Source organism: Pseudonocardia phyllosphaerae (assembly GCF_046546475.1).
Taxonomy (GTDB): Bacteria; Actinomycetota; Actinomycetes; order Mycobacteriales; family Pseudonocardiaceae; genus Pseudonocardia; species Pseudonocardia phyllosphaerae.
The window spans coordinates 746,871-762,353 of sequence record NZ_JBKGXS010000001.1 but is presented as its reverse complement, the minus strand read 5'-3'; the positions used below and the strand labels follow the sequence as shown (position 1 = coordinate 762,353).

17 protein-coding genes are annotated in these 15,483 nt (G+C 73.5%); 6 read left to right on the top strand and 11 right to left on the bottom strand.

The window, feature by feature from the left end:
* Positions 1 to 152: 152 nt before the first annotated feature.
* Positions 153 to 1,214, top strand: a complete 1,062-nt coding sequence (locus tag ACLE50_RS03675; protein WP_410941899.1) for a serine/threonine-protein kinase — start codon at positions 153 to 155, stop codon at positions 1,212 to 1,214.
* Positions 1,215 to 1,346: 132 nt separating this feature from the next.
* Here ACLE50_RS03675 and ACLE50_RS03670 read toward each other — a convergent pair whose 3' ends face one another.
* Positions 1,347 to 2,099, bottom strand: coding sequence for a TetR/AcrR family transcriptional regulator (locus tag ACLE50_RS03670; RefSeq protein ID WP_410941898.1), 753 nt, complete (start codon positions 2,097 to 2,099; stop codon positions 1,347 to 1,349).
* An 82-nt stretch (positions 2,100 to 2,181) separates the two neighbouring features.
* Here ACLE50_RS03670 and ACLE50_RS03665 point away from each other — a divergent pair, with 82 nt between their 5' ends.
* Both ACLE50_RS03665 and ACLE50_RS03660 read left to right on the top strand, forming a co-directional pair.
* A complete protein-coding gene (locus ACLE50_RS03665) occupies positions 2,182 to 3,180 on the top strand; it encodes an ABC transporter ATP-binding protein (protein ID WP_410941897.1) in 999 nt (332 codons plus the stop codon).
* Between the two features lies 1 nt (position 3,181).
* Positions 3,182 to 3,952 carry an ABC transporter permease gene (locus ACLE50_RS03660; protein ID WP_410941896.1) on the top strand — a complete coding sequence of 257 codons (771 nt, stop codon included), beginning with the start codon at positions 3,182 to 3,184 and terminating at the stop codon, positions 3,950 to 3,952.
* A gap of 63 nt (positions 3,953 to 4,015) precedes the next feature.
* Here ACLE50_RS03660 and ACLE50_RS03655 read toward each other — a convergent pair whose 3' ends face one another.
* Entirely contained in the window at positions 4,016 to 4,447 is a 432-nt protein-coding gene (locus tag ACLE50_RS03655) for a substrate-binding domain-containing protein (RefSeq protein WP_410941895.1), read from the bottom strand.
* Between the two features lie 107 nt (positions 4,448 to 4,554).
* Here ACLE50_RS03655 and ACLE50_RS03650 point away from each other — a divergent pair, with 107 nt between their 5' ends.
* Positions 4,555 to 4,914 carry an FBP domain-containing protein gene (locus ACLE50_RS03650; RefSeq protein WP_410941894.1) on the top strand — a complete coding sequence of 120 codons (360 nt, stop codon included), beginning with the start codon at positions 4,555 to 4,557 and terminating at the stop codon, positions 4,912 to 4,914.
* A 40-nt stretch (positions 4,915 to 4,954) separates the two neighbouring features.
* Here the strand turns inward: ACLE50_RS03650 and ACLE50_RS03645 are convergent, their stop codons facing one another.
* From ACLE50_RS03645 to guaB, 4 genes are all read right to left on the bottom strand, one after another.
* Positions 4,955 to 6,094 (bottom strand): GuaB3 family IMP dehydrogenase-related protein, encoded by a 1,140-nt coding sequence (locus ACLE50_RS03645; protein WP_410941893.1) that lies wholly within the window; start codon positions 6,092 to 6,094, stop codon positions 4,955 to 4,957.
* 79 nt (positions 6,095 to 6,173) lie between these two features.
* Complete coding sequence (locus ACLE50_RS03640; protein ID WP_410941892.1) at positions 6,174 to 6,548, bottom strand: type II toxin-antitoxin system death-on-curing family toxin; 375 nt, start codon at positions 6,546 to 6,548, stop codon at positions 6,174 to 6,176.
* Positions 6,545 to 6,751: a plasmid mobilization protein gene (locus ACLE50_RS03635; protein WP_410941891.1), complete on the bottom strand. Its 207-nt coding sequence runs from the start codon at positions 6,749 to 6,751 to the stop codon at positions 6,545 to 6,547. The genes ACLE50_RS03640 and ACLE50_RS03635 overlap by 4 nt, the downstream gene beginning before the upstream one ends.
* Before the next feature lie 41 nt (positions 6,752 to 6,792).
* Positions 6,793 to 8,304 (bottom strand): IMP dehydrogenase, encoded by a 1,512-nt coding sequence (gene guaB / locus ACLE50_RS03630; RefSeq protein ID WP_410941890.1) that lies wholly within the window; start codon positions 8,302 to 8,304, stop codon positions 6,793 to 6,795.
* Between the two features lie 121 nt (positions 8,305 to 8,425).
* Between guaB and ACLE50_RS03625 the strand changes: the two genes are divergently transcribed.
* A complete protein-coding gene (locus tag ACLE50_RS03625) occupies positions 8,426 to 8,833 on the top strand; it encodes a DUF5319 domain-containing protein (protein WP_410941889.1) in 408 nt (135 codons plus the stop codon).
* A gap of 130 nt (positions 8,834 to 8,963) precedes the next feature.
* Here ACLE50_RS03625 and ACLE50_RS03620 read toward each other — a convergent pair whose 3' ends face one another.
* The 4 genes from ACLE50_RS03620 to ACLE50_RS03605 all read right to left on the bottom strand — a co-directional run bounded on the left by ACLE50_RS03620 (position 8,964) and on the right by ACLE50_RS03605 (position 13,257).
* Positions 8,964 to 10,328 (bottom strand): anti-sigma-D factor RsdA, encoded by a 1,365-nt coding sequence (locus ACLE50_RS03620; RefSeq protein ID WP_410941888.1) that lies wholly within the window; start codon positions 10,326 to 10,328, stop codon positions 8,964 to 8,966.
* Entirely contained in the window at positions 10,321 to 10,896 is a 576-nt protein-coding gene (locus tag ACLE50_RS03615) for a sigma-70 family RNA polymerase sigma factor (RefSeq protein WP_410941887.1), read from the bottom strand. Before ACLE50_RS03615 ends, ACLE50_RS03620 begins: the two co-directional genes overlap by 8 nt.
* Before the next feature lie 647 nt (positions 10,897 to 11,543).
* Positions 11,544 to 12,140, bottom strand: a complete 597-nt coding sequence (locus tag ACLE50_RS03610) for a response regulator transcription factor (protein WP_010225624.1) — start codon at positions 12,138 to 12,140, stop codon at positions 11,544 to 11,546.
* Between the two features lie 190 nt (positions 12,141 to 12,330).
* Entirely contained in the window at positions 12,331 to 13,257 is a 927-nt protein-coding gene (locus ACLE50_RS03605) for a hypothetical protein (protein ID WP_410941886.1), read from the bottom strand.
* A gap of 131 nt (positions 13,258 to 13,388) precedes the next feature.
* Here ACLE50_RS03605 and ACLE50_RS03600 point away from each other — a divergent pair, with 131 nt between their 5' ends.
* Positions 13,389 to 13,733, top strand: coding sequence for a WhiB family transcriptional regulator (locus tag ACLE50_RS03600; protein WP_410941885.1), 345 nt, complete (start codon positions 13,389 to 13,391; stop codon positions 13,731 to 13,733).
* 128 nt (positions 13,734 to 13,861) lie between these two features.
* Here the strand turns inward: ACLE50_RS03600 and groL are convergent, their stop codons facing one another.
* Positions 13,862 to 15,481, bottom strand: a complete 1,620-nt coding sequence (gene groL / locus ACLE50_RS03595; protein ID WP_410941884.1) for a chaperonin GroEL — start codon at positions 15,479 to 15,481, stop codon at positions 13,862 to 13,864.
* Positions 15,482 to 15,483: the final 2 nt, after the last annotated feature.

Genomic DNA, 15,483 nt, shown 5'->3' with positions numbered 1-15,483 from the left:
CCCGCCCGCATTCACACCCCTCCGCCCGACCACACACCCCCGCCGGGGTCCGCACACCCGTAATTTCGGGTGTGCGGACCGGCCAGGGGGTGTGTGAACCCGCCGTGCAATCGGATCGCTCCGGGCCGCACCGCTCCGTACGGTCGATCGCCATGACGATCACCTCGGAGGACCTGCTCGCCGGGCCGCGGGGCCGGGACCTGTGCCTGCGGTGGGCCCTGAGCTGCTCCTACGACGCCGGGGCGGGCGCCCGCCGGTTCGCCGACGCGACGAGGGACGCGACGTTCCACCTGTCCCGCGAGGCGGGGTTCTGCTTCACCGGCGTCGTGGCGAGCTCCGACCTGGACGCCGCGCCGGACGCGGACGAGGACCCGCCATGGCCATCGGCCGCCGAGGTGGCCGCGCTGCTGCCCGAGGTCCCGGTCGGGATCCCCGACGACACCCGGCTCCTCCACTGCCTGTGGCGGTCCGTCGACGACGCTGCGTACTGGCAGCCCCCGGACGGCGACGAGGCCCTGGCCGCCACCCCGGAGATGCGGGCCGCGCTCGTACCGGTCGCCGAGCAGATCGCCCGGGCGTCCGGGACCGCGTGGTGGTCGACGCCGGTGCGGCGCGACGACCAGTGGCTGGTCGACTTCGCACCGGGCGAGTCCCGCGCACCGGCACCGGACCCGGCGACGCTGCTCGCGACGTGGCGGTGGCGCGAGGCGAGCGGCGGCCTCTGGTGGTCGGTCCCGCCGCAGGAGCTGGCCCGGAGCACCCGCGCACTCGACGGTTCCGGCCCGGTGGGGCTCGCGCTCGTCGAGGCCGGCCACGGCTGGGACGAGGCCGTCGCGCACCGCGTCTCCGTCGCCCCGGACGCCCGGATCCTCGAGATCGACGACCCCGGCGACTGGGCCGGCCTGGCCCGACGTCATCCGGTGGACGTCACCTCCGAGCACGGCCACGACTGGGACGAGGTCACCGGGCGACCGGGGCCGTGGGTGCGCCCGGACTGGAGCCGGGTCGCCGAGGAGTACGACGGCGTCCACCTCACGGTCACCGGCTACCTGAGCACTGCCGGGCGCGCGATCGACATCGGCGACGGTCGCGCCGCCGTCCTCGCGGGCTGGGACCCGGACCAGACGTACTGGCTGACCGACGCCGCCCACGTCACCGGTCCCGCGGTCCGCTGGGTCCGCGGCGACCAGCCGATCTGGACCCCGGCGGGCTGACCAGCGGAGCACCGCACATCCCAGCGCAGCACACCGATTCCGTCCGCAGCACATGCCGCAGCGTGTGCCACGTACGGAAACGGTGTGCTGCGCCGACCGGAATCTGCTCACCGGTCGCCGCCCGCGGCCCGGCTACGCGTCCTCGGCCAGGCGTGCGATCCCGTCCAGGATCAGCCCGAGCCCGAACTCCCAGTCCCCGGTCTCGTCGGCCTCGTCGAACCCGCCGGCGTAGTAGAGGCGGTTCATCGTCGGGAACCGCTCGGCGGTGAAGTAGCTGCCCCAGAACCCCGCGCGCGACGCCCAGTACTCGTCGCGCCCGACGCCGGTCCGCGACGCCACCGAGGTGTCGGTGATCGTCGCCCGGGCCGCGCCGAACACGTGCGACTCGATCAGCCCGGCCGAGCGGACCACGGTCGGCGGTTCCAGCCCGGTCAGCGCGACGACCCGGTAGAGGTCCTCCTGGACGTCGAGCACGTGCGGCCCCAGCGGCATCCGCCACAGGTTCGCGCTGATCAGCCAGGGGTGCTCGGCGTACATCCGCCACGCCTCGTGCGCGTGCACCTCGGCCTGCTCGCGCCACGGCAGCGCCGGGTCGGGCAGCCGCCGGTCGGCCCAGGCCCGGTCCACCATCAGCTCGAACAGCTCGTCGCGCCCTGGCACGTAGGTGTAGAGGCTCATCGTGCCGACGCCGAGCTCCTGGGCGACCTTGCGCATGGACAGCTCGTCGAACGAGCGCGCCGCGACCGCCATCCCCGCCTCGACGACCTGCTCGAGGGTCAGCCGCTGCCGGGGCCCGCGCCGCGCCGGGACCGGCGGGCCCCAGAGCAGCTCGACCATCGCCTGCCCCTCGGGCGTCCCCCACGACGGCTGCGGTTCATCGGGCACCGGAAACTCCCTCGACAGATGTTCTCCGTACGGCGTACTGTATCGCTTCGCGATTCGGTACAGCGTACGGCGAGAGGCGTCGATGATCCACACCGAGAATCTGACCCGCTCCTTCCGGGTCGGCCACGAGACTGTCGAGGCGGTGCGCGGTATCGACCTCGACGTCGGCGCCGGGGAGCTGGTCGCCTTCCTCGGCCCGAACGGCGCGGGCAAGTCCACGACCCTGCGGATGCTCACCAGCCTGTTGCCGCCGACGTCCGGACGCGCGGTGGTCGCCGGGGTCGACGTCGCCGAGGACCCCGCCGGGGTGCGGCGACGCATCGGCTACATCGGACAGAAGGACGGTGCCGGGCACAACTACCGGGTACGCGACGAGCTGGTCATGCAGGGCCGCTTCCACGGCATGGGCAAGGCCGAGTCGCTCGACGCCGCCGAGGAGCTGCTGCGCACCCTGGACCTCGAGTCGCTCGGCCTGCGCAAGGTCAGCACGCTGTCCGGCGGTCAGAAGCGCCGCCTCGACATCGCACTCGGGCTGATCCACTCGCCGCGGCTGCTGTTCCTCGACGAGCCCTCCACCGGCATGGACCCGCAGAACCGCGCGAACCTGTGGGAGCACATCCTGCGCGTGCGCGAGCAGCACGGCACCACGATCGTGCTGACCACCCACTACCTCGACGAGGCCGACGCGATGGCCGAGCGCGTCGTGATCATCGACCACGGCCGCGTCATCGCCGACGACACCGCCGGACGGCTCAAGGCCGAGCAGGCCGGGGACCGGCTGACCGTCACGGTCGCGCCCGAGCACGTCGCGGTGGCGACGTCGGTGCTGGCCGGGGCGTCGGTACCGGTCGCCGCGGGCGCAGTGCCGGAACCGGACACGAGCCCGCCGGAGGTCGACGAGCGCCCGGCGCCGGACGGCGTCGCGCTCACCGTCGGCGTCACCGGCGCCGCCCACGTCGTGCCCGGGCTGCTGGGACGGCTGCGCGACACCGGCGTCGACGTCCGTGCCGTCGAGTCCCGGCGACCGACGCTCGACGACGTCTTCCTGAACCTGACCGGCCGATCCCTGCGGGAGGCCTGAGATGACCACGGCCGTACTGGGCGACGTCCGCAACGTCTGGTGGCGCGAGACGCTCACGATCGTCCGCGACCCGTTCTCGATGGTCTTCAGCCTGATCCAGCCGCTGGTGTTCCTCGGCCTGTTCGGGCCGCTGCTGTCCGGCCTGGCCGGCGGCACCGGTGCGCTCGGCGGGTCACCGCTGCAGTGGTTCCTGCCCGGCGTCGTCGTCATGATCACGATGTTCGGGACGTCGATGACCGGCGCGAACCTGCAGTTCGAGATCATGACCGGGGCGTTCGAGCGGATGCTGGCGACGCCGCTGTCCCGGTCGTCGCTGATGATCGGCCGGGCGCTCAAGGAACTGACGCCGCTGGTGGTGCAGGCCGCGATCATCACGCTCGTCGCGGTGCCGTTCGGGTTCGCGCTGTACCCGCTGCACGTACTGGCCGGGCTGGTGATCCTGGGGATCTTCGGGGTCGGCGTCGGGGCGCTGTCCTACGCGCTGGCGATCGTGACCCGCCGGACCGAGTGGATGTTCTGGGCGGTGCAGCAGTCGCTGCTGTTCCCGCTGCTGATCCTGTCCGGGATGATGCTGCCGCTGGAGACCGGGCCGGCGTGGATGCGCGCGGTGTCGCTGGTCAACCCGCTGACCTGGATCGTCGACGCCGAACGGGCCCTGTTCGGTGGCACGTTCGGCTCGCCCGCGGTGCTGTGGGGCCTGGTCGCGGCGCTCGCGACGGCCGCGCTGGGCCTGGTGGTCGGGATCCGCACGATCCGCCGCGCGACGCTCTGACGGTCGTGCCGCGGGCCGGTCGTGCCGCGGACCGGTCGTGCTGCGGGCCGGTCGTGCCGGTGGTCAGTCGTGCCGCCCCCGCGAGCGGTGCGGCGGCGGCTGCACCGCGCCCAGCAGCGCCCGCAGATCCGCCGACGAGGCGCGGCGCCGGGACAGGTCGACCGCGACGACCGGCGCGACCTGCCGCAGCAGCCCGAGCAGCGCCGGGTCGGTGAGGTCGTGCGCGCCGCCCGCGGCCCCGGTGACGACGACGTCCGGCCCGGCCTGCGCGACCCGTGCAGGATCCGGCGCGCGGTCGTCGCCGACGGTGTCGACGCCCTCGAGCGCTCCGGCGCAGCCGACGACGTCGGCCCCCAGCTCGACCAGCAGCGCGCCGACGCCGGGATCGGTGGCGACGACGCGGCGGATCACCCCGCCGAGCGGCACGCGGGCCCCGGTGGCGTCGACGAACGCGCGTCCGCCGCCCATGGCTGCGCCTGCGGTGGGTCGGCTCATCCGGTGGTCCTCCTCGACCTCGGGGTCCGGCCATCATGCCCCGCGCGGAGGCTGCGGTGCGAAAATCGGTCGCCCGCAGCAGGCGGCGCGGACTACGGTCGCGTCCCATGACCAGCACCGACGGCGCCGACCGCGGTGTGCTGCTGGTCCCCGGCGACGACGGCGCCACCGGCGTCGTCCTGCGCGCCGCGAACGGCACCGCCCGGGCCGCGGCGATGTGCGCGCTGTGCCGGACCACGCACTCGGTCGGCGGCGTCGGGCTGTTCGCCGCGCCGCGGTCCGGGGCGAAGGGGCGCCAGGGTGACACCGTGGGCACCTACATCTGCGCCGATCTGAGCTGCGCCGAGCACGTCCGGGTGGAGAAGGCCACGGCCGCACTGAAGCCCGCGCCCGGCATGACCGTCGACGAGCGCCGGGCCGGGCTGCGGGAGCGAGCGGCGGAGTTCGTCGCCGCGGTCACCGCCTGAGCCGCGCCGGCGGGAACGCGGGCGCGGCGCAGGCCGTACCTCAGCTGCGCAGGTTCAGCCCCACGCGCTGGAACTCCTTGAGGTCGGAGTAGCCGGTCTTGGCCATGGCGCGGCGCAGCGCGCCGAAGATGTTCGTCGTGCCGTACGGGTCGTCGGTCGGGCCGTAGAGCACCTGCTCGAGGCTGTTGCCGGTGCGGGCCGGGCCGGTGACCTCCGAGCGCGGCAGCGACGGGTGGGCCGCCGAGGACGTCCAGTACAGCCCCTCCGCGGGCGACTCGGTGGACTCGGCGAGCTGCTCGCCGAGCATCACCGCGTCGGCGCCGCAGGCCATCGCGCGGGCGACGTCACCGGAGGTGCCGATGCCGCCGTCGGCGATGACGTGGACGTAGCGGCCGCCGGTCTCGTCGAGGTAGTCGCGCCGGGCAGCGGCGGCGTCGACGATCGCGGTCGCCATCGGCACTCCCACCCCCAGGACCTCGTCGGTCGTGGTGGCGGTGGACTGGCCGTAGCCGACGATGACGCCGGCGGCGCCGGTACGCATCAGGTGCAGCGCGGTCCGGTAGTCACCGACGCCACCCGCGACGACCGGGACGTCGAGGTCGGCGATGAAGTCCTTGAGGTTCAGCGGGTCCGCGCCGTCGTCGGACGCGGCGCTGACGTGCTCGGCGGAGATGATCGTGCCCTGCACCACCAGCACCTCGACGCCGGCGGCGAGCAGCGCCGGGGTGTACTCGCGTGCGTGCTGCGGGCTGACCCGTGCGGCGACGGTGTGGCCGGCGTCGCGCAGCGGGCGCAGCGCCTCGACGATCAGGGACTCCTGCACCGGCGCACGGTGCAGCTCCTGCAGGATCGCCTGGGCCGAGCCCGGGTCGTCGCCGGTCGCGGCCTTCACCACGCGGGCGAGAGCGGCCTCGGGGTCGGCGTGCCGGGCCCAGAGGCCCTCGGCGTTCAGCACCGCCAGGCCGCCCAGCTCGCTGACCCGCACCGCCGTCGACGGCGACACGACGGCGTCCGTCGGGTGGGTCACCAGCGGGATGTCGAACCGGTAGGCGTCCAGCTGCCACGCGGTCGACACCGCCTTGGAACTGCGGGTCCGCCGCGACGGGACGATCTCGATCTGGTCGAGGTCGTACGCACGACGGGCCTCCCGGCCCATCCCGATCTCCACGAGGTCACGCACGGGGCACAGCCTAAGCGGTGGCCGGCGGTGCGCTGCCCGCCCCCATCCCCGAGGCGGTTCTCCCGCGGCGGCGCACGGGTCAGCGTTGCCAGGATTCCAGCTGCGCAGCAAGGGCCGGGATGTCCCGCATCGTCCCCTCCGCGACCGTCACGATGAGATCGACGACCTCGTCCTGGCTCGGCTGCAGGACGACTCCGTTGATATCGCAGAACACCCAGGTCGCGAGCCACCCCAGCCGCTTGTTTCCGTCGACCAGGGCGTGGTTGCACACCAGCGACTCGCACAGTGCAGCCGCCTTCTGGAAGACCGTCGGGTAGGCGTCCTCGCCGAAGACCGTGGTGCGCGGTCGCGCGGCGGCCGACTCCAGCAGCCCCGCGTCCCGCACCACGGGCTCGCCGCCGACGGCGTACCCGGCGATCGCGAGCAGGTCCTCCAGGGACAGATAGGTGGTCACAGCGTGCCGAGGCGATGCAACGCCTCCGCGTACCGCTCCGCACCACGCGCGGCGGAGTCCGCGACCTTCCGCTCGTGACCGCGCCGGGCGATCTGCTCACGGACCGCCGTACGCGTGTAGTCGTTCATGGACACACCGTCGGCCTCCGCAGCGATCCGCAGCTGCTCGGTCTCCTCGTCCGTGAAACGCACGTTCATCGCCATACCCGGCGATGGTACCGATCCGGTACCACCGCCTCCACGGTTCAGCGAGCGGCGTAGTTGGGCGCCTCGACGGTCATGGTGATGTCGTGCGGGTGGCTCTCCTTGAGCCCGGCCGCGGTGATCCGGACGAGCTTGGCCTGCTGCAGCTCCGGGATCGTCTCGGCGCCGACGTAGCCCATGCCGGAGCGCAGCCCGCCGCCGAGCTGGTGCACGACCGAGGACAGCGGTCCGCGGAACGGGATCCGGCCCTCGATGCCCTCGGGGACGAGCTTGTCCTCGCTGAGCACGTCGTCCTGGGCGTAGCGGTCCTTGGAGTAGCTGCGCCCGGCCGCACCGGCGCGGCCCTGCATGGCGCCCAGCGAGCCCATGCCGCGGTAGGTCTTGAACTGCTTGCCGCCGACGAGCACGACCTCACCCGGGGACTCGGCGGTGCCCGCGAGCAGCGAACCCAGCATGACCGTCGACGCGCCGGCCGCGATGGCCTTCGCGACGTCGCCGGAGTACTGGATGCCGCCGTCGCCGATGACCGGGACACCGGCCGGGGCGCACGCGCGGGTGGCCTCGTAGATCGCGGTGATCTGCGGGGCGCCGACCCCGGCGACGACGCGGGTGGTGCAGATCGAGCCCGGCCCGACGCCGACCTTGACCGCGTCCGCACCGGCCTCGACCAGCGCCTTGGCGCCCTCGTAGGTGGCGATGTTGCCGCCGACGACGTCGACCTGGTCGCCGGCCTCGGCCTTGAGCTTCGCGACGGTCTCGAGGACACGCCGGGAGTGCCCGTGCGCGGTGTCGACCATCAGGATGTCCACACCGGCCTCGACGAGCTGCATCGAGCGGGAGTAGGCGTCGTCGCCGACCCCGACCGCGGCGGCGACGACGAGGCGCCCGTCCGGGTCCTTGGTGGCCAGCGGGTACTGCTCGGTCTTGTTGAAGTCCTTGATGGTGATCAGGCCGCGCAGCGTGTCGTCGCCGTCGACGATCGGCAGCTTCTCCAGCTTGTGCCTGCGCAGCAGGCCCAGCGCGGCCTCGGCGGTGACACCGACCTTCGCGGTCACCAGCGGGGCACGGGTCATGACCTCGCCGACGGCGCGGTCCTCGTCGACCTCGTAGCGCATGTCGCGGTTGGTGATGATCCCGACCAGGCGGCCGCGCTCGTCGGTCACCGGCACCCCGGAGATCCGGAACTTGGCGCAGAGCGCGTCGACGTCGGCCAGCGTCGCCTCGGGCGAGCACGTCACCGGGTCGGTCACCATGCCGGCCTCGGAGCGCTTCACGACCTCGACCTGGGCGGCCTGGGCGTCCGGCGCGAGGTTGCGGTGCAGCACGCCGAGCCCGCCGGCACGGGCCATCGCGATGGCCATCCGGGACTCGGTCACGGTGTCCATCGGGGAGGACACCAGCGGCACGCGCACGCGCACCCGCCGGGTGACGTGGCTGGAGGTGTCCGCGGTGCTCGGAACCACGTCCGACTCCGCGGGCAGCAGCAGCACGTCGTCGAACGTCAGCCCGAGCGTCGCGAACTTCTCCGGCAGGCCGCCGATCTCGCTGGTCATCTGTACACCGAACCCCTGGAGTCGCACGTACCGCGGCGGGCGCTCGCCGCTTCGCCACATCGTACGTGCCGGGCCGGGGTGGTCCGGCCACCGCACCGGAAGGCCGAGTACCGTGTACGGCGTGTCATCAGAGGCGCTCCCACCGGACCCGTTCGCCGGCGACCCGGACGATCCCGCGCTCTCGATGGACGCGCTCGACACGTCCGGTGAGGCCACCTGGCCCGGTTCCGACGACGAGCCGGGCCGGCTGAACGAGGTCGAGCGCGGCGAGATCATCGCCGACCTCGCCGACCTCGCCGTCTACCAGGCACTGCTGTCCGGCCGCGGGGTGCGCGGCATCGTCGTCGACTGCGCCGACTGCGGCGAGCAGCACTTCCACGAGTGGAACCTGCTGCGCGCGAGCCTGCAGCAGCTGCTCGACGAGGGCCGCATGCGCCCGCACGAGCCCGCCTACGACCCGGACCCCGCGCACTACGTCACCTGGGAGTACTGCCGCGGCTTCGCCGACGCGACCCTCGCCGACGACTGAGCCGTACCGAGCTGTACTGAGCTGTACTGAGCCGACGGTCGGGGGCACCCGCACACGAGAACGGCCCCGGAGGAATCCTCCGGGGCCGTTCCGCTGTGCGGTGCCGGGTGTCCGTCCCAGTTGGACGTACTCAGTTGGACGTGCTGCTGACCGCTCCGGTCGTCGTCGACGACGGCGGGGTGGCCGGCGGCTGCGCCGGGTCCGGGCCGCCCTCGCCGGAGGCGGTCGGGCGGACCGTCTCCGACGACGGCGGCGGGGTGGTCGTCCGGTCGCCGGCGCCCTCGCTGGACGGCGGCGGGGTCTCCGAGCCGCCCGAGGACGGCGGTGCCGAGGTGCCGCCACCCGGTGCCGGGGCCTCGGCCCTGCGCGGGTCCGGACCCGACGGGTTCGCCGGCCGGCGCGGGTCGGCGGACCCGCTCTCGGCACCGCCCGGGGTGGTCGGGGAGCTCGGCGACGGCCGGGCCGCCGGGTTCTGCGGCGCGTTGCCCGCGGAGCCCGACGGCGACTGCGGCGCGCTCGGCGAGGGCGCCACGGCGCCGGCGGACCCGCTGGTGCCCGACGGGCTCGTCGAGCCGGAGGGGCCCGTCGACCCGGACGGGCCGGTCGTCCCCGAGGGCCCGGTGGTGCCGGAGGGCCCGGTGGTACCGGACGGGCCGGTCGTGCCCGACGGCGCGGTCGTCGTCGCGTTCTGCCCGGACCCGGGGGCCCGGGTGCCGTCGCGCAGCGGCGCCTGCGGATCGGTCGGGGTGCCCTGCGGGGTCTCCGCCGCCTTGGCGCGCAGGAAGCGCTCCTGGCCGGAGAAGTACTCCCGCTGGTCCGGTCCGGCCTTCCCGACGAGCGGGCCGAGGCGGCCGATCTCGTCGCGGGCGCCCGCCGAGTCGCCGGAGGCGAGTGCGGCGTTGACCCGGGCGATGCCGTCACGCAGGTCGGACGCGGCCTGCACCTGCTGGGAGTGCTCGCTGTAGAGGACCTTCGAGACGCCCCAGAGCGGGTCGCCGGGCTGGGCGCCGTGCGCCCCGACCGAGACGACACCGACCGCGACCGCGGCGACCGCGGCGGCGGCGACCAGCGGGCGCAGGTAGGACACCCGGCGCCGCGCCGGGCGGGCGGGCTGCAGCAGCGCGACGGCCTCGTCGGTGCCGACCAGCTCGGGCACCGGCTTCTCGTCGATCTCGGCGCGCCAGGACGCGAGCGCGGCGACCAGGCGGTCGTCGGCGTCGTAGCCCTGGTGGCCGGGGCCGGACACGCCGAGGCCGGACGCGAGCGCATTGATCAGCTCGTCGTCGGCCTGCATCTCGACGAGGTCGACCGGACCCTCGTCCTCGGCGTCGGAGGTACCGAGCGGCTTCCCGAACGGCGGCGCGGCGCCGGCACCGTTGTTGTTCGTGTTCTGCCGCGGTTCGCCGAAGCGCCCGCGGGTGACCGACGCCGGCGGGTGCTCCCACCCGTCGTCGGCGCGGGAGGTGTCCGAGCCGTGCGGATCCTGGTCACGCATCCCGGACCACCTCCTCACTCATGCTCTTGCGCAGCCGGGTCAGAGCCCGGTGCTGGGCGACCCGGACTGCGCCCGGGGTGGAGCCGACGGCCGCCGCGGTCTCCTCCGCGGACAGGCCCACGACGACCCGCAACACGATGATCTCCCGATGTTTCTCCGGAAGGATCTCCAGCAGCCTGGACATCTCCTCCGACAGCTCGACCTGAAGTGCCCGCGTCTCGGGGCCGTCCGAGACCTCCATGTGGTCCGGGACGTCCGCGACGGGCTCGGAGCGATTCCGGGACGCGGCCCGGTGGGCATCGATCACCTTGTGGGACGCGATGCCGTAGACGAACGCCAGGAAGGGACGTCCCTGAACCCGGTAGCCCGGCAACGCCGTGAGCACTGCGAGACACACCTCCTGGGCGACGTCGTCCGCCGAGACGGACCCACGGTCGCCCCCCAGCCGGGCACGGCAGTAGCGCACGACGAGGGGACGAATCACTGCGAGAACGCGCTCGACGGCGGAGCGGTCGCCGGCCATGGCCGCTTCGATCCACTCGTCGGGTACGTCTCTTGATTCACTCATCGTGGGGAACCGCCCGGGCGTTACGAGGCTGAGCTGGAGTCATCCGTTCGTGGAACAGGTCACATCTACGGCGACCCGCGCACAGGTCGAGGTGGGTTCACCGTATCCGAGCGCACACGGCGCACGGGAGTTGCTCCACACCATGTACGACGATCGGGCCCCTCCGGAGGTTGCTCGGACACCGAGCGCACACGGCCATGGGCCGAGCACGGTCGGCGAACGGTCGGCGACGCAGCGGAGGCGCCCCGGTGACGCCCACGAGTGCATCCCGGGTGTGCGGAGGGGGGTCGAGCGGGGCCGGGAGCCACGGCGCGGACCGTCCGTCGCGGTTGCCGCGCGGTTCGGCGCCGGTCGGGTCGCTCGGTCCGGGCGGGGGCCCGGCAGAAGGAGTAGCGAGGGGCGGCGACCGGGCCATGGGGGTGGCCATGCCGTCACGACGGACGGTGGGTCGCTACCGCTGAGCCGGACCGCGGGGGCCCGGTCCGGCTCTCGGATCACCCGCTCTGGTGCTGCGGGCTGCGGGACGACGGTTCCTCGGCGGGGAGACCGAGGGTCGTTCCGCGGGTGACGGACGACGGGGGCGTCCGGCGGTGGTGCGGTCGTGCCGTGTGCTCGTGCGGCGCGGTCGTGCCGTGCGGTCGTGCGGGTCAGGACACCAGACCGCGGCGGAAGCCGTGCGCGACGGCCTGGGCGCGGTCACGCACACCCAGCTTGCGGAACAGCCGGCGCGCGTGGGTCTTGACGGTGTCCTCGGACAGGTAGAGCTCGCGGCCGATCTGGCCGTTGCTCTTGCCCTGGCTCATCCCGCGCAGCACCTGCAGCTCGCGCTCGGTGAGCTGGACACCCGGGTCGGTCGGCACCCGGGGGGTGGGCACCGAGGTGCTGGCGAGGGTGTGCGCGAGTGCGGCGACCAGCTCGGGACGCGAGGCGTCCCAGCGCAGGTAGCCACGTGCCCCGCCGGCGATCGCCGCGGCGATGCTCCCGGCGTCGTCGGGGGCCCCGAACACGATGACGTTGGCCTGGGGGTGCGCGGCGACCAGGCGACGGGTCGCCTCGACACCGGTGGGGACGGCCCGCTGGGTCCCGACGAGGACCACGTCGACGGACTGGCGGGCGTAGCGGGCGAGGAGTTCGTCCCCGTGGGCCACGCAGTCGATGCGCTGGACCCCGGGGACCGCGGACATGACGCGGGTCAGACCCTCGCGGACGCTGCGACGATCGTCGCAGATGAGTACCGTCGTCACGACGATTCCTTCCTGCAGCTTCCTGCAGCCGGGTGATATTCACCCTCCGAATCGGCGGGTGACCCTCTCACCTTGACACGGTCGGGGCGATTTTGTGCTCTCCGGTCGGAACTCGTCTCCCGCCCTCAGTGGCATGTGGGTGAAGAGTCGCCGAATGGAGTAGTCCGTACGGTACATCCTTCGGAGCCCTTCACGGGCACGACTCCCGCAGCAGGTCGCGGCCGAGTCGGTCACATCGCGTGAACAACGCGCTCACCGTCTGCAACCCTGCATGTCGGCGACCCTCCGCAGCCGTTTGTCGACTGTGCGTATCCAACGGCACCTCCTCGGCGTGTCGCGCCGCGAGGTCCGCCCCGGCGAACAGAGCCGGCCACCGCAGCGGAAGCAGCCCGGCCCCGAGCGCGCGGGCGGCGACGTCGTCGAGCTCGGCGAGCAGGGCGGCCGGAGTCTCCCCGGCGCCGGAGCCCGGCAGCCCGGCCGCGACCGCGCGGACCACCCGGCTCTTGAGCACGTGCCGGACCGAGCCGAGCGCACGGGCCGTCGTCAGTGCCGCGGTCGCGGCCGCGAGTGCGGCGGCCGGGTCCCCGCGCAGCAACGCGGTCTCGGCGGCGACCCAGCCGTACCGGACGGCGGAGCGGCTGCCGGGCACGCACCACGGTGCCGCCCGGTCCAGCAGCCGGGCCGCTCCTCCCGCATCCCCCCGGCCGAGCGCGTCGGCGGCCAGCCCGGTGCAGGCGTCGGCGACGGCGGCCCCGGCACCGGCTCCCCACACGTCGCCGGTTTCCCCTACCTCGCCGCCGGCTGCCACGGCACCGGACGCGAGCGCGAGACGCAGGCCGGTCCCGTCCAGCGCCGCGGCACGGGCGTGCCCGCCGAGCTGCCGTAGGTGCGAGGCCCGGGTGACCGCGGCATGTGCCCGTACCGCAGGCGCGACGGCCGGGTCGTGGCGCAGCGGGTCCAGCACCGCGGCCGCGGCGGCGTAGTACCCGGCGCCGCCGAGGGCCACGGCGCCCGCCCAGCGCCGCTGCGGGCCGGCGTCACGGGCCGCGGCGCGCACGGCACCGGGGGCCGCGGAGCCGCCGAGCAACCCCCGGATCGCCGGATCGACGCCGGTCACACACCGTTCCACCTGCCACCCACCGATCCACCGGTCGTGCGCGATCGTTCTTCGCCCGGACAGGTTTGCACCCCCGGGAGCGGGGGAATCCGGCCGACGTCTGATCCGAGACTCTCAAGGCAGGTGACGAAATGGCGGACATCCGGAGGCTGCCCGGGCCGGTCGCCGACATCTACGACTGGCAGATGGAGGGGGCCTGCCGGGGGATGGACAGTGCCTTCTTCTTCCATCCCGAGGGCGAGCGAGGCCCCGCACGGGCGCGTCGCGAGGCGAGCGCCAAGCAGGTCTGCCAGGGCTGCCCGGTCGTGCAGCAGTGCCGTGAACACGCGCTGTCGGTGCACGAGCCGTACGGCATCTGGGGAGGCCTGTCCGAATCCGAGCGGGACGCGATCATCCGCGGTCCGCGCCGCACGCTCAAGGTCGGCGCCGCCACGACGCCCGACCGGCCTGTCGAGAAGACTCTCGGCACTGCCTGACGAGCCCCGGGGCGGTGGGTCTTCCATCCCTCCACCCCGGCATCAACACACTTGCCCCGCAACAACAACGGCGGGCGACCCGAGGGCCGCCCGCCGTCGTCGTGTGCGGGGTCTTCTGCTGTCCGGGATCAGTGCCCGTGGCCGTGGCCGTGGCCACCGCCTGCGGCGGGCTCCTCCTCCTCGGGCTTGTCCACCACGGCGCTCTCCGTGGTGAGCACCAGCTTGGCGATCGACGCCGCGTTCTCGACGGCCGACCGGGTCACCTTGACCGGGTCGATGACGCCGTCGGCGACCAGGTCGCCGTAGCTGCGGGTGGCCGAGTTGTATCCGGTCCCCCAGCCGCCCTCGGCGACCCGCGAGGTCACGATGGCGCCCTCGTCGCCGCCGTTCTCGGCGATCCAGTACAGCGGGGCGGTGAGGCCCTTGCGGACGATCGAGACACCGGTCGCGGCGTCCCCGATCAGGCCGAGGTCGTCGAGCTCGTTGGCCGCGTGCACCAGCGCCGAACCGCCGCCGGGCACGATGCCCTCCTCGACCGCGGCACGGGTGGCGGACACCGCGTCCTCGATGCGGTGCTTGCGCTCCTTGAGCGCGGTCTCGGTCGCCGCACCGGCCTTGATGACCGCGACGCCGCCGGACAGCTTCGCCAGCCGCTCCTGCAGCTTCTCGCGGTCCCAGTCGGAGTCGGACTCCTCGATCTCGCGCTTGATCTGCGCGACCCGGCCCTCGATGTCGGCCTTGCTGCCGCCACCCTCGACGAAGGTGGTGTCGTCCTTGGTGACGACGACGCGGCGCGCGCGGCCCAGCAGGTCCAGCCCCGCCTCGGAGAGCTTGAGGCCCACCTCGGGGTTGATGACCGTGCCGCCGGTGGCGACGGCGAGGTCGTCCAGGAACGCCTTGCGGCGGTCACCGAAGAACGGCGCCTTGACCGCGGCGACCTTGATCGTCTTGCGGATCGAGTTGACGACCAGGGTGGACAGTGCCTCGCCCTCGACGTCCTCGGCCACGATCAGCAGCGGGCGGCCCTCGTTGAGCACCTTCTCCATCAGCGGGAGCAGGTCCTGGATGGAGGAGATCTTGTCGCGGTGCAGGAGGATGTAGGGGTCCTCCAGCACGGCCTCCATCGACTCGGTGTCGGTGACGAAGTACGGCGACAGGTAGCCCTTGTCGAACTGCAGGCCCTCGGTGATCTCCAGCTCGGTCGCGAGGGTGGAGCCCTCCTCGACCGTGATGACGCCGTCGGTACCGACGGTCTCGATCGCCTTGGCGATGAGGTCGCCGATCTCCTGCTCGCGGGAGGCGATCGCGCCGACCTGGGCGATGTGCTTCTCGCCCTCGACCGGGGTGGCCTTCTCCAGCAGGATCTCGGAGATCTTCTTCGCGGCGGCGTCGATGCCCTGGCCGAGCGCGGCGGGCCCGGCGCCGGCGGCCACGTTGCGCAGGCCCTCCTTCACCAGGGCCTGGGCCAGCACGGTCGCGGTGGTCGTGCCGTCACCGGCGACGTCGTTGGTCTTGGTCGCGACGGTCTTCGCCAGCTGCGCGCCGAGGTTCTCGAACGGGTCCTCGAGGTCGACCTCGCGGGCGATCGTGACGCCGTCGTTCGTGACGGTCGGGCCGCCGAACTTCTTGTCGATGACGACGTGCCGGCCGCGCGGGCCGAGCGTCACCTTCACCGCGTCGGCGAGCTGGTTCACCCCGCGCTCGAGTGCGCGACGGGTGTCCTCGTCGAAGCTGATCTGCTTCGCCATCT